The following is a 19,143-nucleotide window of genomic DNA, read 5'->3' as shown; positions in this document are numbered from 1 at the left end:
TAGCCGTTTTACCCCTTATCGGCAGTGAGATTTGTCACTTTAGTAAAGGAGCCTCACAAACGTGCTACTTCACAACGCGCAACAGCTCCTCAACCGAGGTGGTGCCGTTGAGCACCTTCGCCCACCCGTCCATTAGCAGGGATTCCATCCCAGCGCCGGTAGCGGCACGCATAATGTCCGCTGTTGATGCACGTTCCACCGTCAATCGTTCAATCTCTTCCGTGACCGTCATGATTTCGTGAAGTGCCACACGCCCGCGATACCCGGTGTTTGAGCATCGGCTGCATCCACCGGCTTGGAATACAGTCGGAGGTTCTCCCCCGGCCCAGCCCACTCCTGCGGGAATTTCTCTTTCGGTCAAGTGGTGTTCCACCGCACAGTTATCGCACAGACGGCGCGCAAGACGCTGCGCCACCACACAGTCCACTGCGGAACCCACCAAGAACGGCTCCACGTCCATCTCAGTCAAACGGGTAATGGCCGATGGTGCATCGTTCGTGTGGAGCGTGGACAGCACCAAGTGACCAGTCAATGCGGCCTCGATGGCAATCTGTGCGGTCTCCTGGTCACGGATCTCACCCACGAGGACCACGTCAGGGTCGGCACGCAAGATTGACCGGAGAGCGGCAGCGAACGTCAGACCGGCCTTGGGGTTCACCTGTACCTGGTTGATGCCGGGGATGCGGTACTCCACCGGGTCTTCCACAGTGATGACGTTGATCTCGGGACGCGAGATCTGATTGAGCGTCGCATAGAGCGTGGTCGACTTACCCGAACCAGTAGGTCCAGTCACCAGGATCATGCCGTAGGGCTTGGTGAAGGTCTCCTTGTACGCCTCATAGTTACGTTCCCGAATGCCGAGGTCCTCGAGGTCCAGTGTCGCAGTCGAGTTGTCGAGAATACGCATCACGACCTTCTCGCCCCAGACCGTAGGCAGGGTTGCCACACGGAGGTCGATCTTGCGTCCATTGTGATTGACCGAGAGACGGCCATCTTGAGGCTTGCGGCGTTCAGCGATGTCGATGTCAGACATAATCTTGAGCCGCGATGTCACCCCGTTCGCGATCGACTTGGGTGCCGACTGAACCTCGTGCAGCACGCCGTCAATGCGATAGCGGACGCGAAGCTCCCGCTCCGCAGGCTCAATGTGAATATCGGACGCCCGGTCTTGAACGGCCTGAGTAATCAGCAAGTTCACAAAGCGCACGATAGGCGCGTCATCCTCGGCCATCGCGCCCGAGAGGTCAAGGTCCTCAAGCGACTCTTCGTTGTCCTCAGAGATGGACTCCTGCAAGTCCTCCATCTCGGCATCGGAGCGGCAGTACCGGTCAATCGCAGTGAGAACGTCGTCATGCGCCGCGACCACCGGAAGAATCTGCATCTTGGTCATCGACCGGATATCGTCGACCGCCACCACGTTGCCCGGGTTCGACATCGCGATCTTCAAAATGTCGCCATCGATCTGGATGGGCAACACCGTGTGCCTGCGACACAAGGTGTCAGGGACCATCGCCACCGCTGCCCGATCAACGGGGAACTCAGCCAGTTCCACGAATTCCATGCCCACCTGCGCCGCCAGGGCTTGGACCAACTGGCCCTCAGAGATGAGTCCGAGTTCCACCAGGGTGCGGCCCAGTGAGGCGCCACGTTCGCGTTGAACGTCGATGGCATCCATCAACTGCTCTTCAGAGAGTGTTCCCTGTTCGAGCAGAATTGTTCCCAGTTGCTTCACAAGACTCCCTCACGGTCTATGCCAGGCAATTCTCATTCCGCAAGATACATCGGCAGCGCCTTGAATGGCACCCTCGCGTGGAACATCCCACATTCAGGTACGAAAGGGATATAGCGGAAACATCGCCGGGCATGCGCCCGCAACCGGGAGCTAGTGTGTCTCGGCGAGTGCGTCGAGGAGAGCTCGATCCATGACGTCAATCGGAGCTTCGTGGCCCGTCATCAATCGAATCTGTTCTGCCGCTTGGTGGAGCAACATGCGCGTCCCATTGACGAACGTGCCACCGTGCGCACTCCACGCTCGGCCCAACGGTGTCGTGATCGGGTCGTACACCGCGTCAAGCAACACTGCACCTTCGCGCACCGACAAATTGTCCGGAGACGAACTCGCTGAATCCAACGCTGACGCCACACCCTCACCAACGGAAGCTGGCACCGTGGACACCACCACGGGGACCGTGGCCATGAGCGCGGGCGCATCCTCGAAAGGCACGAACCGAGGCTCGACGCCCATCTTGGTCGCCGCGCGGAGCAGTCCGCCAGCTCGCGCACGATTCCGCACCACGATCACGGGCCGGGTGACCCCCAGACGGCCCAACGCCGCCATCGCTGACGTGGCGGTCGCTCCCCCGCCAAGAATCAGTCCGTCGCGGGCCTCGGTAACTCCACCTTCCTGGAGTGCAGCTGCGATGCCGTGGACGTCAGTATTGGCACCCACCACATGACGCCCGGCGGCCTGTGGCTGCAGCAAAACCGTGTTCACTGCGCCGACGAGTTTTGCCATGGGCTCGACGTAGTCAAGCAACGGCATCGCGGCAACCTTGAGCGGCATGGTCAAACTCAATCCAGCCCAAGCATCGTCCAGACCGGCGAGGAATTCCGCGAGCTGGTCCTCCGTGACGTCGTACTTGTCGTACTCCCAGTCAAGCCCCAACGCCCGATACGCGCTCTGGTGCAACACCGGAGAAAGCGAATGTGCGATGGGGTGACCCAGCACACCCGCCTGGCGAGTGCTCACGGACGACTACTCCTCGGGAAGTTCGGTGTCCGGCTGGTTGTCAGCGATCCACGCCTTGAGCTCAGCAGCGTTCTTCTGGTGCTCCGTGTAGTCCTCGGCGTACTTGGTTTCACCGGTTTCAAGGTTCACGGTCACGAAGTACAAGTAGTTGGTGTCTGCCGGCGACACAGCGGCCTGAATCGACGCCTCACCTGGTGCTGCAATGGGGCCCGGAGGGAGACCGGTGTACACGTATGTGTTGTACGGGCTATCGACTGCGAGCTCTTCCTGCGTCGCAAACGCTCCCTCACCGGGAACGACGTACTTCACAGTGGAGTCCATCTGCAACAGCATGTCGATGTCAAGGCGGTTGTAGATCACGGAAGCAATGAGAGGGCGGTCCTCGTCCAACAGTGCTTCACGTTCCACAATCGAAGCCACCGTCAGGATGTCCTCATAGTTCTCCGGCGCAACTCCGTTGTTGTCAAGCACCTTGATGGTCTGGGAGACCATAGTCGACAACACCTCAACCGGCTCAACACCTGGGTCGAATGAGTAGGTTGCCGGGAACAGCCATCCTTCGAGGTTGCCGTCGGCCTCAGCGGGCAGACCAATCGCATCAGTGTCAGCCGCAACTTCAGCCACCTCTTCTGGGGTGGCGTCAGTGACGTTCGCGATCTTCTCGTAGTACGTGTCCAGCGTCTTACCCTCAGGGATGCTGATCGTCAGTTCGACTCGGTTGCTGGGGTCCAGGAGCGCGTCAACGGCATACTGCGCCTGCATCTCGCGCTGCACCAAGTAGTACCCAGCGGATATCTGCGTGGCATCAGGGGAAGCGTTGTAGGCCTCAACGAATGCCTCGGAGGAAGCGACCACGCCTGCCTCGTACAACACGTCCGCCATTGCGGCGCCTGACATTCCAGGATCAATGACGACCTGGACAACGCCTTGGCCGGTGCCTTCATAGTCGGCAACACCAGTGCCGCCCTCAGTCTGGAAGCCCTTGAGGAAGTTCCAACCGACGGACACACCAATGGCGAGGATCACGATCGCAGCGGCGACCGCCACCAAAGTCCACCTACGCCGCGCTGCGCGTCGCTTCTGACGCTGCATACGGCGCATATCGAGCGTTGTAGTGCTCGGTGCCTCTGTCTCGAACAAGTCAGTCATTGTCACCCTTGTGTGCCATCACCTGGGATACCTTACCTAGGTTTCCCTGGCGCTCGGTTTCAAGCGCCGTTTCTAGAATGACCACGGCAGCAGCCTGGTCAATTACTTCACGTTGCTGTTTAGCAGTTCTCCCTGCCTCGCGCATAGCCGACGATGCCGACGCTGTGGAGAACCTTTCGTCCATCAAACGCACAACCACGTCTACGCGTTCCGACAGTTTCTGGGCAATCTGCATCGCATCCTGGGCAGATGTGCCGAGTTCACCCGACAACTTCCGGGGCAGGCCCACAAACACCGTCACCACTTCACGCTCTCTCACGATACGCACAAGTTCATGCACGGCGCGCGAGTTACGCTTCACGGTCGTCACCGGAAATGCCATACGACCGTCGGGGTCGGAGGCAGCGACGCCGATGCGGACCGAACCCACGTCGACGCCGAGGCGCACTCCCTTATCCACGTGCCGCCAACGTGTCACGAATGGCCACCAGGGCATCGGCGATCTTCGACGAATCCTGGCCACCACCTTGAGCGAGATCGGGCTTACCACCGCCACCACCGCCGAGCGTCTGAGCCGCGACCTTGACCAGATCGCCGGCGCGTACACCCGCGTCACGCGCAGGAGCGTTGGTCGCGATCACGATCTGCGGACGTCCATTGAGATCGGCCGATGCTGCCACAACGGTGGGTTCAGCGTCACCGAGGCGGTTGCGGACGTCCGTGACGAGCGTGCGGAGATCGTCGCCATCCGAAGCGTTGACCGACTGGTGCGCCACTAGCTTGACGCCGCCAACAGTCGAGGCCGTGTCGACCAACTCTGCTGCCACCTGCTGCATCGCCTGCTGGCGGTACTGCGTGAGCTTCTTCTCAGCATCGGACAAGCGGGTCAGCAGCGATCCGATCCGGTCGGTGAGCTCATCGGGACGGGCCTTCAGGGTGGTCGTCAGTTCATTCACAATCGCGCGTTCCGCTGCCAGTTGGCTGAAAGCTTCACCACCTACCAGCGCCTCGATACGCCGCGCACCCGAACCCACGGAGCCCTCGCTGGTCACCGATAGCAACCCGATCTGCCCCGAGTTTGCGACGTGGGTTCCTGCACACAGTTCACGTGAGAACGGTCCACCGATTTCCACCACACGCACACGGTCGCCATACTTCTCGCCGAACAGTGCCATCGCACCTGCGTTGCGTGCCTCATCGAGAGTCATCACGTTGGTCTGGACCGGAAGCTCCTCGCGAATAGCGTTGTTCGCGATGCCTTCGATTTCTTCGCGGGCAGCCATGGAGATTCCCTGACGCCAGGCAAAGTCCAGGCGCATGTAGCCCGGCTTGTTATAGGAGCCCGCCTGTGTTGCGTCGTCTCCCAGCACCTTGTGCAGCGCTGAGTGAATCAAGTGCGTCGCAGAGTGAGCCTTGGACGCTTGGTGACGGTTGACCAAGTCGACCTCAGCAGCGACGGAGTCACCAGCAGCGACCTCGCCCTCCTCGACCGTGACCGTGTGCACGATCACGTCAGCCACGGGCTTTTGTACATCGAGCACATTGAGGGTGGCGTTCGCACCGCGGATCACACCGGTGTCGGCATCCTGACCGCCCGACTCTGCGTAGAACGGGGTCTCCGCAAGAATGACTTCCACGGTGTCGCCCGCGTGCGCCACGGGAACTGACACCCCATCCTTGATGACAGCGGCAACAGTGGTGCCCAAGCTCAGCTCGTCGTAGCCACGGAACACCGTTGCGTCGAGGGCGTGATACACACCCACGTCCGCGTGGCCGCCCTTCTTGGCCTTCGCATCGGCGCGGGCACGCTCCTTCTGCTCCGTCATCAACGCACGGAAACCGGCCTCGTCAACCGAGACACCCTGCTCTGCAGCCATCTCCAGAGTGAGGTCAATCGGGAAGCCGGACTCGTCGTGCAACTTGAACGCGATGTCACCGCCCAACGCCTTCTTGCCTTCAGCCTTCACCGACGACACCGCCGTGTCGAGAATCGTGATGCCCTTGGTCAACGTGCGGCGGAACGCATCCTCCTCCGTCACAGCGACATTGAGAATCTTCTCAATCTTGTCGCCCAGTTCCGGGTACGACGGCTTCATCGACTCGTACGAGGTGGAGATCAGCGTCTCAATGGAGGGGTCATTGACACCCAACAGTCGCATCGAGTTCACCGTACGGCGCAAGAGACGACGCAGCACATAACCGCGGCCCTCATTGCCGGGGACGATGCCATCGTGGATCAGCATCATCGAGCTACGGACGTGGTCGGCAATCACACGAAGGCGAACGTCGTCGCCGTCGTTGGCCTTGTATTGCTTGCCTGACAGCTCGGATGCACGCGCAATGACGGGGAAAACCTCGTCGATCTCGTACATGTTCGCCACGCCCTGCTTCAGGTACGCGATGCGCTCCAAGCCAGCACCCGTGTCGATGGCCTTCTGATCAAGTTCCTTGATGAGCGGGTAGTCCTTGCCATCGCCAGGACCACGCAGGTACTGATCAAAGACGAGGTTCCAGATCTCGAGATAGCGGTCACCACCCGGGTCAACGCTTCCACCCTCAGCTTCGGGGCCGAACTCGGGGCCGCGGTCGTAGTGCCACTCCGCACACGGACCTGCGGGGCCAGGCTGGCCCGTGTCCCAGAAGTTCTCTTCGCGTTCCAAGCGCACAATGTGCTCGTCAGGAACCCCAACGCTGCGCAACGCGGCGTGAGCCTCGTGGTCTTCCTTCCACGTCGTCACCCACAGACGCTCAGGGTCCAGACCGTACTTGCCCTCGTCCTCCGAGCCAGTCAGCAACTCCCACGCGAAGTCAATCGCGCCTTCCTTGAAGTAGTCCCCAAAGGAAAAGTTACCCAGCATCTGGAAGAACGTGCCGTGGCGGGTGGTCTTGCCGACCTCTTCAATGTCCTTGGTGCGAATGCACTTCTGCACACTGGCGATACGCGAGTATGGCGCGTCCTCGGTCCCAATGATGTACGGAATGAACGGCACCATGCCGGCGACTGTGAACAACAAGGACGGGTCCGGCGAAACCAGCGACGCGCTGGGCTGAATGTGGTGACCCTTCGACTCGAAGTAATCGATCCACCGCTGCCTGACGTCAGCTGTCTGCATCCTGTCCTCCATGCTCAGCAGGGCTCGAAAGCCCAGGTGAGAACCGCAACGGTCCTCTTCCAAGGCGCCAAGGGTCGCTTGACGCTCAACCAATGAAGAGCATCGGCCCTCTTGCCAATGCCCCGCAGCCCGACTTTAGCGCTTCCGCACCCGGCGCGGGCAGAGCCCTAAGTATGACAAAACCGCTGGGCCCCGACCAGTGTCGGGGCCCAGCGGCATGAACTTTGTCGCGTAGAGCGGCGCTTAGCGCGCGTAGTACTCGACGACGAGCTGCACTTCGCAGGTCACGGGGACCTCGGCGCGCTTGGGGCGACGGACCAACTTGGTCGACAGCTTCTCAAGCGAAACGTCGAGGTAGTCCGGAACCTCAGGCAGAACGTCGCGGTGTGCACCAGCGGCGGCAGCCATGTAGGGCTCCATGGTGACAGCCTTGGGCTTGACCTGAATGGTCTGGCCCGGCTTCACGCGGAACGAAGGGCGGTCAACGATCTGACCGTCCACGAGGATGTGGCGGTGCAGAACCGACTGACGAGCCTGGAGGATCGTACGAGCGAAGCCCGAACGAAGAACCAGAGCGTCAAGACGCATCTCGAGCAGCTCGACGAATGCCTCACCAGTCAGACCCGGCTCGTGACGAGCCTCTTCGAACGTGCGAGTCATCTGCTTCTCACGCAGGCCGTACTGGGCGCGAAGACGCTGCTTCTCACGCAGACGAACGGCGTAGTCGCTTTCCTTACGACGAGCGGTTCGACCGTGCTCGCCGGGAGGGTAAGGACGCTTCTCGAAGTGCTTGACTGCCTTAGGCGTCAGGGCAATGCCCAGGCTGCGCGACAGGCGGACCTGACGACGTGCCTTCTGTACTGAAGTCATTTTTTCCTTCACAGTTGAGCGCGCGCGGATGCACGATCAACGATGGTGTGTCATTTGCTGGGTTCGCGGAGACAGCAGCCAACCGTCCGCGAGGGCTAGACAATGCTACCAGGTCAGGCAGGGCGTGCGCGGCATTGCTCGCTCCTATTGACGGCCCAGCATGTCGCGGATGCGGTTCAGGCGCTCAGTCACCGTGCGCTCGTACCCAAACTCGGTGGGTTGATAGTACTGCGCGCCGCGCAATGCCTCCGGCAAATACTCCTGATTCGCTACCGCTCCTGGGGCGTCATGCGAATACACATACGTTTGCCCATGGCCGATGCGCTTGGCACCGGAGTAGTGAGCATCGCGGAGGTGCTCAGGGACCACGCCAGCCTTACCAGCCCGGACGTCTGCGATCGCGGCATCGATCGCCACATACGACCTGTTGGACTTGGGTGCCGTCGCGAGATACGTGGTGGCCTCCGCGAGTGGAATGCGTCCCTCCGGCATCCCGATGAACGTGACCGCGTCGGCAGCGGCCTGCGCGATGACCAGCGCCTGAGGATCAGCCATACCGATGTCCTCCGCAGCAAGGATGACGAGCCGCCGAGCCAAGAACCGTGGGTCCTCCCCCGCCACCACCATGCGAGCCAGATAGTGCAAAGCGGCGTCCACATCGCTTCCGCGTACCGACTTAATGAATGCGCTGATGACGTCATAGTGCTGGTCGCCGCTCTTGTCGTACGCCACAAGCGCCGAATCCATGGCCCGCTCGGTCAGCTCCGCCGTCACCACCGGCAAATCATCCCCATCCGCTGGCCCCCGACCCAACGCGGCATCCGCCACCGCTTCCAGCAGCGTCAGAGCCTTGCGAGCATCGGCCCCCGCGACGCGCAGGATGTGCTCACGGGCATCGTCCTCCAGCACGACCCTGCCGCTGAGACCGCGCTCATCCGTGACCGCGCGGTCAAGCAACTCTCCGAGGTCCTGCGACGCCAACGGTTGCAATGTCAGCAAAAGAGAGCGGGACAACAGCGGCCCCACCACCGAGAAACTGGGGTTTTCGGTCGTCGCGCCAATGAGCGTCACCCAACGGTTCTCGACGGCCGGGAGCAACGCGTCCTGTTGAGTGCGAGTGAAGCGATGGATCTCGTCAACGAACAGCACCGTCTCGCGCTCACCCGTGGCGATGCGACGTTTGGAATCCTCGATGACCCCCCGTACATCCTTAATGCCGGCGGTCACCGCCGAGAGCTCCACGAAGCGCCTATTGCCCGCGACCATGTATGCCAGTGTGGTCTTGCCCGTGCCTGGAGGCCCCCACAAGATCACTGACGTGGCAGGCGCGCTCTCCCCCACCAGCCTGCGTAGCGGTGAACCGTCCGTCAACAGGTGCGACTGTCCGACCACCTCATCGAGAGCCCGGGGACGCATCCGTACCGCGACGGGCGCATTTGGACCCGCTTCAGGGACACCGCGGCCAGTGCGCTCGGTCGACTCGAAGAGGTCCATCCCGCAAGCCTATGCGGTGCGGGAGACATACCGGCCACCTCCATTACCGATGACAGCAATAGCGACAGGCCCTCCGGCGCTACGTCCGTGGCGGCGGCCCGGCTTGAGTGGCGAATCACGGCCCTAGACTGGCCACCATGTTCGTTGGCCTCGCGCACCTTTCTTCACGCCACCCCGTCAGCGTCGTCATCGGATGGGTCGTCGCCACGATTGCAATGTTGACCGTTGCCATGGTGGGCGTGGGCGATGGCAATCTCTTCGACCGCACCACTTTCGGTGCCCCCACCGTGAACGGCGCAGAGTCAACCGAGGTCTACGAAACCCTTGGTGCAGCCCGCGACCCCGACATCGGCCCCACGCTGACCCTCGACATCCAGAATGTCGAGCCCTCGGATCCCGAGGTCGCCAACGCGCTCACCACTGTCAGCGACACCATTGCGGAACGCGACGGTGTCGCAGCCGTCACCACGCCCTACGGCACCGTGCCAGGTTCTGCGTTCGATCCGGAGCGATACGCGACGTCGGCATCGGCCGGCTTAGAAAGCAGCGCAAGCCAAGCCGATGCGCTGGAGGCCTCGCCCCTGGTCGCCCAAAGCGGCGACGCAGTCCTGATGACCGTGGACTACGGCGATATCCCCGGCAGCGGCGCGGGTGAACATCACGAGGTTGACGACTGGGCAACGGCCTATCTGGAAGACGAACTCCCCGGCGCGCGCGTCATCAGTTTCTCTGAGCCCACGCTCATGAACGACTTCAGCCACCAAGTCGAGAGCGACCTCATCAAGGGCGAAGCCATTGCGCTGCCAGTTGCGCTCGTGGTCATGGTGCTGGTCTTTGGAGGCTTCCTCGCGGCGAGTGCTCCCATCATCGGTGCACTTGCGTCCATTGCCGGCGGTCTCGCTGTGCTCTTTGGGTTCAGCTACATCCTCGACCTCGATCAGGCATCAATCAACGTCGTCACCGTCCTCGGCATAGGTCTGTCGATCGACTACGGACTGCTCATCGTGTCCCGGTACCGCGAAGAGCTCTTCCGGAGCAAGAGCACGCCCGAGAATGACATGCGCCCAGCCGTCCTCGAAACCACGATGGTCACTGCAGGCCGCACGGTCTTCTTCTCCTCCGTCACCGTGGCCATCTCCGTGGCCGGCATGCTGATCTTTGATGCAGAAATCATCCGCGGCATCGGGGGCGCGGCACTCGGCGTTGTGATCATGGCCCTGCTTACTGCGCTGACGCTGGTCCCAGCCGTGCTCCACCTCTACGGCCACAGACTCTCCAAGCCCACGGTCCTTTCCCGCATTCCCGGGATTCGCACTGTGCTCAAGTACACCGCGGATGTCAGTAGCGACACCGGCGCCTTCTCACGACTGGCGGGACGAGTGCAACAGCATCCGTGGCTCGTCGCCATCGCAACCACAGGCCTCTTGCTGCTACTCGCCAGCCCCCTGGCCTCGCTCCAAGTCCGCAACTCCGAGGTCGAACTGTTGCCTGTCGACAATGAGAGCCGAGAGTTTGTCGATACCTACGCTGTCGAGTACCCAGACCTGGCAAGCCCGACAGTGCACCTACTCCTGGAAACGTCCCCCGAGGAAGCCGATGCGTGGGTCACCTCCGACGTACTCGACGTCGCGCACGTCACCGGGGCCACCGCCGCCGAGGAAATCCCGGGGACGGGCCTCTCTACGGTCAGTCTGTACACCGACGTCGACGACGAAGGATCCCCCGACGCAACGGACATCGTGCGAGACCTCCGCGATCTTTCCGCACCATTCGAGGTGTCGGTCGGAGGAACATCGGCCATCCAAGTGGACTTCATTCAGGCACTAGCCGATGGAGCACCATGGGCCGTCGGGCTTGTCGTGATTGCCACGTTCGTGCTCATGTTCCTCATGACGGGCTCGCTCCTGGTGCCCGTCAAGACACTGCTCATCAATGCGCTGTCCCTCGCTGCCGCCATGGGAGTGCTGAGCTGGATCTTCACCGAAGGCCACCTCGAGGGCATGCTGGGCTTCACCTCGACAGGCGGCATCGAAACCTATGTGCTCGTGATGGTGCTGGCTTTCGGGTTCGGCCTCGCGATGGACTACGAGGTGTTCCTGCTGGCACGCATTAAGGAACTGGTCGATGCCGGCGTCGACAACGATGAAGCGGTACGCATCGGGCTGCAGCGCTCGGGACGGATCATTACGTCCGCGGCAGCGATCATCATGCTCGTATTCCTGGGCTTCGCAGCCGGGGAACTCCTCGTCATTAAGCAGGTGGGCCTCGGGCTGGCGATCGCCGTGTTCCTCGACGCCACCCTGGTACGCATGCTCCTCGTCCCCGCGACCATGACTCTGCTCGGCAAGCACAACTGGTGGGCGCCCAAGCCGCTTGTGCGCATCTACGAGAAGTACGCCGTCAAGCACTAACGGACTGAACCCGGCCGCACACCCCGCACCCCGCGCCTCGAACCCCGCGCCTCGCTCCTCACATCAAATGGAGCCATCTCGCTGTCCTGAGGACTCACAACAGCGAAATGGCTCCATTTGGCGGAGAGGGAATTAGTTGGAGGTGGCCTCGGCGTCAGCGTCGTCAGCTTCCGGCACGAAGTCCACTCCGGCTTCCGAACGCTGTTCCGGCGTAATCGGGGCAGGCGCCGCCGTCAGTGGGTCGTAACCGCCACCGGACTTCGGGAATGCTATGACGTCGCGGATTGAGTCCGCCTTGGCCAACAGCGCGGTCACGCGGTCCCAACCCAGTGCGATTCCGCCGTGAGGGGGAGCACCAAAGGAGAAGGCCTCCAGCAAGAAGCCGAACTTCTCCTGCGCCTCTTCCTCGCTGATGCCCATGACCTTGAACACACGCTCCTGCACGTCCTGACGGTGGATACGGATGGACCCACCACCAATCTCATTGCCGTTGCAGACAATGTCATAGGCGTATGCCAGTGCCTCGCCGGGAACATCCTCGAAGTTGTCGAGGTACTCAGGCTTGGGAGACGTGAAGGCGTGGTGCACGGCAGTCCATGCACCCGAGCCGACGGCAACATCGTCGTCATCGTCTTCGCCCACGGCCTTGAACAGCGGAGCGTCAACAACCCAGCAGAATTCAAAGCGGTCTGGGTCAATGAGGCCCACACGCTCGCCGATCTCGAGACGAGCCGCACCGAGGAGTGCACGCGAGGGTCCCGGCTTGCCAGCGGCAAAGAAGATGCAGTCGCCCACCGAGGCGCCCACGGCATCGGCCAGGCCCGCCTTTTCAGCGTCCGAGAGGTTCTTGGCAACGGGACCACCAAGCTCGCCATCCTCCTGAACCAGCACGTACGCCAGTCCACGAGCACCGCGCTGCTTGGCCCACTCCTGCCAGGCGTCGAGCTTCTTGCGAGGCTGCGAGGCACCACCGGGCATCACGACGGCACCCACGTAGTCGTTCTGGAACACGCGGAAGGGCGTGTCCTTGAAGTACTCGGTCAGTTCCACGAGCTCGAGACCAAAGCGGAGGTCCGGCTTGTCCGAACCAAAACGGGACATTGCGTCGGCGTAGGTGATGCGCGGAATCGGCAGCGGTACTTCATAGCCGATGAGCGACCACAGTTCACGCACCAGTTCTTCACCCAGGGCGATCACGTCGTCCTGGTCGACAAAGCTCATCTCCACGTCAAGCTGAGTGAACTCCGGCTGACGGTCAGCGCGGAAGTCCTCATCGCGGTAGCAACGGGCAATCTGGTAGTAGCGCTCCATGCCGGAAACCATGAGGAGCTGCTTGAACAACTGCGGCGACTGCGGCAACGCATACCAAGACCCGGGAGCCAGGCGCGCTGGCACCAGGAAGTCACGTGCACCCTCGGGGGTCGAACGGGTCAGCGTCGGCGTCTCGATCTCGAGGAAGTCGTGGCGGTCCAACACGCGGCGGGCAGCCTTGTTGACCTCGGAACGCAGAACGATGTTCGCGCGCGGCTGCGGACGGCGCAGGTCGATGTAGCGGTACTTGAGGCGCGCCTCCTCGCCGACGGTGACATGCTCATCGACGGGCATCGGCAGAGGTGCGGATTCGTTCAGGATGGTCACGTCGGAGACCACCACCTCGATCTCACCACTGGGAAGGTTCGCGTTGGCAGAACCCTCGGGACGCTCACGCACTTCACCCGTGACCTGGATGACGTATTCGTTGCGCAGGGAGTGGGCGACCTCTTCACGGATGACTACCTGGGCGAAGCCCGATGCGTCACGCAGATCGATAAAGGCGACACCACCGTGATCGCGGCGACGGCCTACCCATCCAGCGAGGGTGACGGTTGAGCCAGCATCGGTGGCGCGGAGGTTTCCAGCAAGGTGAGTGCGGAGCACGGGTGGCCTTTCTTGGACGCGCTAGACGGGCGCGCCGGATAGGTGAAGTTGATGAAGGTTAAGTCTATCGGGGCGTGGCGGGCTCTCAACCGCCCCGTCCCTCGCGAAGTGGCTGATCTTGGCTGTTTTGAACCCGTAAAACAGGCAAATGGAGCCATTTCGCGGGGAGGGTTTTGCTTTGGCGGGGAGGGTTTTGCTTTGGCGGGGAGGATCAGGGGCGGACGATGCTTGGGCGGGCGTCCGCTGCCGGCGGCTCCCAGGCATCGGCGTCAGCGGGCACCTGCTCACCAGAGCGAATGTCCTTCACCTCTCCATCAGTGCCATCGGCGGCCGGGAACCACACAAACGGAATCCCACGCTTGTCAGCGAACTGAATCTGCTTGCCAAACTTCGCGGCCTTTGGCGCCACCTCGCAGGCGATGCCCCGAGCTCGCAGCCGGTCTGCGATCCGCGCTGACACACCACGTGAGTCCTCATCATTGACTGCCACGACCACGGCGCTCGGGACAGCACGCGAAGCCTCAACCAGGCCAGAGCCCACCATGCGGCTCACCAGACGGGACACCCCAATCGACATGCCCACACCAGGGAAACCGCCGCCAGCAACGAGCGAGTCATAGCGCCCACCCGAGCAAATGGACCCCAAGTCCTCGTGCCCCTCCAGGAAGGTCTCATAGACCGAGCCCGTGTAATAGTCGAGTCCCCGCGCAATGCGCAGATCTGCGACGGCCGTGCCCGGCACCGCCTCATTCACGCCCTCGACCAGCTCCACCAGGCTTGCAATGCCAGCCTTCAACTGCTCCTGTGGGCCTTCGATGTCGGCGACGGTCGTCGTCGACGCCCAAAGGTCCTCGACTGCAGCGGCAAAGCCACCATCGGGGCTGGAGATCCGCGCCAACTCAAGTACGGCATCGGCCGCGGTCTCGCTCACGCCCTTCGCCGTCAGTTCCGCACGGACGCCGTCGGGACCGATCTTGTCCAACTTGTCCACGCTACGGAGCGCATCAGCGACATCCTCAATGCCGACACCACGGTAGAACCCCTCGACGAGTTGACGATTGTTCACGCGCATCGTCACCCCCGGCAAGGGCAGTGCACCCAGGGCACGTGCCATCACCACGGCAACTTCAGTCTCAAAGTGAGCGGGCAGCGTCTCACGAGCGACCACATCGATGTCCGCCTGATAGAACTCGCGGAAACGCCCTTCCTGCGGACGCTCCCCTCGCCACACCTTCTGAATCTGGTAGCGACGGAATGGGAATGCGATGTCGTTCTGGAACTCCTCGACATAGCGCGCAAATGGCACCGTCAGGTCAAAGTGGAGACCGAGCTTGGCCTCTTCACCCTCCTCCGCGTTGAGGCGACCGAGCGTGTAAATCTCCTTGGCGGCATCGGACTTGCCTGCAAGCCGGTCCAGCGGCTCGACCGCGCGCGTCTGAATCTCACCAAAGCCATGAAGGCTGAAGACCTCGCTGATCGAGGACAACACCTCCGACTCAACGATGCGCTGCGACGGGGTCCATTCGGGGTAACCAGACAAAGGTCTCACTCGTGCCATGCGGCCATTGTTCCACCTCACCGGGACGCCAGGAGCGCCGCATAAGATGGCAAGACCTGCATACGACCCCGCCGGAAGGTTCTGATGACCTCGAAGAAGCAAGCCCGTGAGGCCGAGCGACGCAAACAAGCCAAACTCGACGCCAAGATCGCCGAACGGGAAGCGCAACGCGACAGGCGCGTTCGCATCGGCTCTCTCGTGGCAGTCGTGGTGCTGGTGATCGCGCTCATCACCTGGGGCATCATCGCGTTCGTGGGTGGAGGCAGCGACGATGCCGGTGGCAGCAACGTTGCGGCCTCGCCCTCTGTTGCGGAGACCGACGATGCGGGCTCAGCTCCCGAAGCAACAGACGACCTTGAGTACAGCACAGGCTGGGGCACCTCACCCGCTCCCCCAGACCCTTCGCTCGCAGAAGGCCGCGTGTGGGACGTGACGCTCGACACCAACCTCGGTGAGATCGTGCTCGAACTCGACGGCGCCAACGCACCCCAAGCCACCGCAAGCTTTGTTGCACTAGCAGAGGACGACTTCTTCAACAACACGCAATGCCACCGGCTCACGACCGAGAACATCTACGTGCTGCAGTGCGGGGACCCCTCCGCCACAGGGCAAGGTGGACCCGCCTACAGTTACGGACCCATCGAGAACGCTCCCTCAGATGACCTCTACCCCGCCGGAACACTTGCGATGGCGCGCGTGGGCAACGACGCCGAATCCATGGGAAGCCAGTTCTTCATCGTTTACGACGACTCCACAATTCCGTCCGACGCGGCCGGTGGATACACGATATTCGGGCAGGTCACGCAAGGTCTGAGTATTGTGGAGGACGTTGCCAGTGCCGGAACTATCACAGGCGAGCCCGACGGGCCTCCGGCGCAGTCCGTCATCGTGAACGAGGTGTCCGTAGAATGACCACTCCCAAGCCCACCCCTAAGCCCATTCCCAGGCCCAAGCCACCAGCCGGCGGCGCAAGCCCAGCGGCCCTCGCGGCTCAGCCCACACACCCAGTCAAGGTGCCGGTTGTCGCCAACATCACCGACGAGCAAATCGCCGATGCCGCCAAGCACGGAGCCGTCGAGGGAGACAACGTTGTCGTCACCGTTGGTAGCGACAAGGTTGAGGTTGGCCCGGCCCAGGGCGACGAGCCCATTGCTCCCTACGCCAAGGCGTATTACGAACTCGAAGCATCGATCGAACGCTTCCACGCACGCCTCGCAGGCGCTGAAATGTCCCCCAAAGACATCGATGACTCGCTGAAGAGCATCGACGGGCAACTCGCTGAACCCAAGGTCGTAGGTGACATTGAGGCACTGCGCAAGCGCTTCGCCTCAGTGACAGAGGAAGCCACCGCCATTCGCGACCGCCTCAACAAGGAGCGCGAGGCCGCCAAGGCTGAAGCCCTCGAGGCACGTGAGAAGATCGTGGCCGCCGCCGAGGCGATCGCCGCGAAGCCAGAGAACTCCGTGCACTGGAAGAACGACACCGCAGAACTGCGGTCTCTCTTGGACGAGTGGAAGAGCGCTCAGCGTTCGCAGGCCAGGATCGCCAAGGATGTCGAGCGCGCGCTCTGGAAGCGCTTCACCACTGCACGTTCCGGCTTCGAGAAGGCGCGCAAGCACCATTTCGCGCAACTGGACAAGGACAACTCCGCAGTCGCGTCGCGCAAGGAAGAACTAGCCGCCCGCGCCGAGGCCCTTGCCGAGTCCACCGATTGGGACCGCACCGCCCGCGCATTCAAGGAGCTCATGGGCGAGTGGAAGACTGCCGGGCGCGGCCGCCGCAGCGTGGACGACGCCCTGTGGAAGCGATTCCAGACCGCTCAGGACACATTCTTCGACGCACGACGCGCTGAGTCCGACGCCGAGGACGAGGCACTCAGCGGCAACGTCGAAGGCAAGGAAGCAGCCGTCGTTGAGGCCGAAGCTATCCTTCCGATCAAGGACCTCGACACTGCCAAGCAGGCACTGCGGGCAGCACAGGACAAGTTCGACGCTGCTGGTCGAGTGCCCCGAGGCGACGTTGCCCGACTCACCAAGCGCATGAGCGCAGTCGAGAAGGCAGTGCGCGACGCCGATGAAGCGGCATGGAACGACACCAACCCGGAGCTGGAAGCACGTGCCTCCGGTGCGCTCGCGCAGCTAGAAGATGCAATCGCAGATCTTGAAAAGGATCTTGCCGCTGCAGAAGCCACCAAGGACAAGCGCAAGATCAAGTCCGCACAGGAAGCACTCGACGCGCGACGTGCGTGGCTAGAGCAGATCAAGGGCGTCGTGTCCTGAACTAAATGACATGCGCTGGCAACGGTAGACGCCGTCAGCGGTTATCCACAGAAGTGCAGATGTGCCCGCCTAGGAAGTCCTAGGCGGGCACACTCATGTCATGTGGTCAGTCACCGAAGAAGACATCGGCACGAGTGCGTGGAACAGGTTTCTCAAGGACGGCGTCATCAAGCCACTTGGCCCCACCATTGCATTGCCGTACGACATCACCCCGACGCCTGCCCTGCGACGGTTCGCCACAAGCCAGCACGTCCCAGTCAACATGTCACTGTCCGGAACAGGTGCGCTGTGGGTCAGGTTCGGCGGCGAAGCTCCCGCTGTACTCGACGTTTGTGTCCCTGCGCGCCGTCACATCAGACAAGGCTCGCGTGGATGGCCCATCCGCCTGCACTATTCGACACGCCCGCTCTCGCGGGTCCGCGGGGCACGCAACGCGATGATCGCATCAAGCCCCCAGGACGGGCACGCGGTGGAATCAGCACCGCGAGCCGTTGTCGATGCGCTGCGGTGGGCCCCACTTGAAGAGGCGGTTCCGTGGGTGGTCATGGCCGCGCAACACGGCGTGACACCTCACCAGGTACAAGGGGAACTCGCGCTGCTACGGCCCAAGGACGCTACCGCTGTGCGTGCACGCAACGCATGGCAGATGCTCTACTCTGCCGGTGTCGTCTAGCCATGCTGCGGACATCCGCATGCAGGTCCTCTCCACAGATTTTGCTCAGTCCTGGCGGACCAGCGGAGCGGTCGCTACGGTCGTCACTCATGGGGGCAAAAACTCTTCTCACGACCATTGCCGTTGTCTCAATGTTGCTGACAGCGTGTACAAGCGCCGATGCTGGGATCTCGGCCAGCGGTGAAGCGTCACCCACAGCCTCAGAGACGCTAACGCCGCCGAGCCCCACGCCCACGCCCTCACCGAGCCTCACTCCGCTCACCGATGACGAAGTCCTCGCTGCGATCCCGGAGTGGACCCTCGGCGAGAGCATCGAAAGCGCGGCAGGATTCTCGAGATTCTATGTCGAGCTCTATCCGACGATGTTCACAGAGCCCTACGACACACGGGTCTTTGGGTCACTTGCGACTACCAATTGCAACTTCTGCGCGGAGACTCTCGAGAGAGTTGCCTCAACGGAGCAAGAGTCGGCCTACAGCACCGGCGGTTCCTTCACGTGGCCGAATGCCGAGGACTACGTCAATGTCGCGCGAGGTGGCCTCTCCGAGGACGGGTACTGGTACATCGAGCAAGACATGGTGATGACCACCATCGAGACCTACTCCGAGGACGGCACTCCGCTGGGCTCATCTCCCGGGGGCTCCGGTCTCGCGACCACAAAGCTATCGTGGAGCGACGGACTCTGGGCTGTCGAGGACGTCTACTTCCTGTTCGATGATGAATAGTGGCGCGCTCGTCATCGGGGTGTTGTTGCTCATTGGGAGTGCGGACGATGCACCAGAAGTTGGCGGGAGCATCGTGGGGGATGAAGTTCGCGCGGACCTCACGACAAACGATGAATACCAGGCTGCACAGGTGCCCGCCTCCGCGGCGAGCGGTGAGACGCCGACGGCTCCGCAGCCGCGGTACATCCGTGCCGCGATCTGTCCT

Annotated in this window: 15 protein-coding genes; 6 read left to right on the top strand and 9 right to left on the bottom strand. The window is 62.2% G+C overall.

The window, feature by feature from the left end:
* Positions 1 to 64: 64 nt before the first annotated feature.
* The 7 genes from AOP79_RS09705 to AOP79_RS09675 form a co-directional block, all read right to left on the bottom strand.
* On the bottom strand, positions 65 to 1,732 hold the full coding sequence (locus AOP79_RS09705; RefSeq protein WP_062073068.1) for a GspE/PulE family protein: 1,668 nt from the start codon (positions 1,730 to 1,732) through the stop codon (positions 65 to 67).
* Between the two features lie 150 nt (positions 1,733 to 1,882).
* Complete coding sequence (locus tag AOP79_RS09700) at positions 1,883 to 2,749, bottom strand: shikimate dehydrogenase (RefSeq protein ID WP_062073066.1); 867 nt, start codon at positions 2,747 to 2,749, stop codon at positions 1,883 to 1,885.
* A 6-nt stretch (positions 2,750 to 2,755) separates the two neighbouring features.
* The gene (mltG, locus tag AOP79_RS09695) at positions 2,756 to 3,898 is read right to left on the bottom strand and encodes an endolytic transglycosylase MltG (protein ID WP_062073064.1); all 1,143 of its coding nucleotides are present in this window, start codon (positions 3,896 to 3,898) and stop codon (positions 2,756 to 2,758) included.
* Positions 3,891 to 4,358: a Holliday junction resolvase RuvX gene (ruvX, locus tag AOP79_RS09690; RefSeq protein WP_201774456.1), complete on the bottom strand. Its 468-nt coding sequence runs from the start codon at positions 4,356 to 4,358 to the stop codon at positions 3,891 to 3,893. The genes mltG and ruvX overlap by 8 nt, the downstream gene beginning before the upstream one ends.
* A complete protein-coding gene (gene alaS, locus AOP79_RS09685; RefSeq protein ID WP_062073060.1) occupies positions 4,351 to 7,011 on the bottom strand; it encodes an alanine--tRNA ligase in 2,661 nt (886 codons plus the stop codon). The genes ruvX and alaS overlap by 8 nt, the downstream gene beginning before the upstream one ends.
* 243 nt (positions 7,012 to 7,254) lie before the next feature.
* Positions 7,255 to 7,881 carry a 30S ribosomal protein S4 gene (gene rpsD / locus AOP79_RS09680; RefSeq protein ID WP_062073058.1) on the bottom strand — a complete coding sequence of 209 codons (627 nt, stop codon included), beginning with the start codon at positions 7,879 to 7,881 and terminating at the stop codon, positions 7,255 to 7,257.
* A 144-nt stretch (positions 7,882 to 8,025) separates the two neighbouring features.
* The gene (locus AOP79_RS09675) at positions 8,026 to 9,375 is read right to left on the bottom strand and encodes a replication-associated recombination protein A (protein WP_062073056.1); all 1,350 of its coding nucleotides are present in this window, start codon (positions 9,373 to 9,375) and stop codon (positions 8,026 to 8,028) included.
* A gap of 137 nt (positions 9,376 to 9,512) precedes the next feature.
* Here AOP79_RS09675 and AOP79_RS09670 point away from each other — a divergent pair, with 137 nt between their 5' ends.
* Entirely contained in the window at positions 9,513 to 11,786 is a 2,274-nt protein-coding gene (locus tag AOP79_RS09670; protein ID WP_062073054.1) for an MMPL family transporter, read from the top strand.
* Positions 11,787 to 11,918: 132 nt separating this feature from the next.
* On the opposite strand, the gene aspS is transcribed toward AOP79_RS09670, so the two are convergent.
* Together aspS and hisS are read right to left on the bottom strand one after the other, a co-directional pair.
* Complete coding sequence (aspS, locus tag AOP79_RS09665; protein ID WP_062073052.1) at positions 11,919 to 13,703, bottom strand: aspartate--tRNA ligase; 1,785 nt, start codon at positions 13,701 to 13,703, stop codon at positions 11,919 to 11,921.
* Between the two features lie 211 nt (positions 13,704 to 13,914).
* A complete protein-coding gene (gene hisS, locus AOP79_RS09660) occupies positions 13,915 to 15,261 on the bottom strand; it encodes a histidine--tRNA ligase (RefSeq protein ID WP_062073049.1) in 1,347 nt (448 codons plus the stop codon).
* An 84-nt stretch (positions 15,262 to 15,345) separates the two neighbouring features.
* On the opposite strand from hisS, the gene AOP79_RS09655 reads away from it, so the two are divergent.
* The 5 genes from AOP79_RS09655 to AOP79_RS11995 form a co-directional block, all read left to right on the top strand.
* Positions 15,346 to 16,173 carry a peptidylprolyl isomerase gene (locus tag AOP79_RS09655; protein ID WP_062073047.1) on the top strand — a complete coding sequence of 276 codons (828 nt, stop codon included), beginning with the start codon at positions 15,346 to 15,348 and terminating at the stop codon, positions 16,171 to 16,173.
* Positions 16,170 to 17,540, top strand: coding sequence for a DUF349 domain-containing protein (locus AOP79_RS09650; protein WP_062073045.1), 1,371 nt, complete (start codon positions 16,170 to 16,172; stop codon positions 17,538 to 17,540). Before AOP79_RS09655 ends, AOP79_RS09650 begins: the two co-directional genes overlap by 4 nt.
* A gap of 100 nt (positions 17,541 to 17,640) precedes the next feature.
* The gene (locus tag AOP79_RS09645; protein WP_062073043.1) at positions 17,641 to 18,213 is read left to right on the top strand and encodes a hypothetical protein; all 573 of its coding nucleotides are present in this window, start codon (positions 17,641 to 17,643) and stop codon (positions 18,211 to 18,213) included.
* A gap of 89 nt (positions 18,214 to 18,302) precedes the next feature.
* Positions 18,303 to 18,938 (top strand): hypothetical protein, encoded by a 636-nt coding sequence (locus AOP79_RS09640; RefSeq protein WP_062073041.1) that lies wholly within the window; start codon positions 18,303 to 18,305, stop codon positions 18,936 to 18,938.
* The coding region (locus tag AOP79_RS11995; RefSeq protein WP_236683380.1) for a hypothetical protein at positions 18,931 to 19,143 on the top strand (213 nt) is incomplete at its 3' end. The genes AOP79_RS09640 and AOP79_RS11995, both read left to right, overlap by 8 nt.

The sequence above is a fragment of the Demequina sediminicola genome, from assembly GCF_000975055.1.
GTDB classification, from domain to species: domain Bacteria; phylum Actinomycetota; class Actinomycetes; order Actinomycetales; family Demequinaceae; genus Demequina; species Demequina sediminicola.
Note: the sequence above shows the minus strand (reverse complement) of the source record. Positions and strands in the feature narration are given on the sequence as shown.

What these genes read in the sequence shown, in the direction of transcription:
- mltG (WP_062073064.1), bottom strand. Translation starts at nt 3,898, where the DNA reads ATGACTGACTTGTTCGAGACAGAGGCACCGAGCACTACAACGCTCGAT.
- alaS (WP_062073060.1), bottom strand. Translation starts at nt 7,011, where the DNA reads ATGCAGACAGCTGACGTCAGGCAGCGGTGGATCGATTACTTCGAGTCG.
- rpsD (WP_062073058.1), bottom strand. Translation starts at nt 7,881, where the DNA reads ATGACTTCAGTACAGAAGGCACGTCGTCAGGTCCGCCTGTCGCGCAGC.
- AOP79_RS09675 (WP_062073056.1), bottom strand. Translation starts at nt 9,375, where the DNA reads ATGGACCTCTTCGAGTCGACCGAGCGCACTGGCCGCGGTGTCCCTGAA.
- AOP79_RS09670 (WP_062073054.1), top strand. Translation starts at nt 9,513, where the DNA reads ATGTTCGTTGGCCTCGCGCACCTTTCTTCACGCCACCCCGTCAGCGTC.
- hisS (WP_062073049.1), bottom strand. Translation starts at nt 15,261, where the DNA reads ATGGCACGAGTGAGACCTTTGTCTGGTTACCCCGAATGGACCCCGTCG.
- AOP79_RS09655 (WP_062073047.1), top strand. Translation starts at nt 15,346, where the DNA reads ATGACCTCGAAGAAGCAAGCCCGTGAGGCCGAGCGACGCAAACAAGCC.
- AOP79_RS09650 (WP_062073045.1), top strand. Translation starts at nt 16,170, where the DNA reads ATGACCACTCCCAAGCCCACCCCTAAGCCCATTCCCAGGCCCAAGCCA.
- AOP79_RS09645 (WP_062073043.1), top strand. Translation starts at nt 17,641, where the DNA reads ATGTGGTCAGTCACCGAAGAAGACATCGGCACGAGTGCGTGGAACAGG.
- AOP79_RS09640 (WP_062073041.1), top strand. Translation starts at nt 18,303, where the DNA reads ATGGGGGCAAAAACTCTTCTCACGACCATTGCCGTTGTCTCAATGTTG.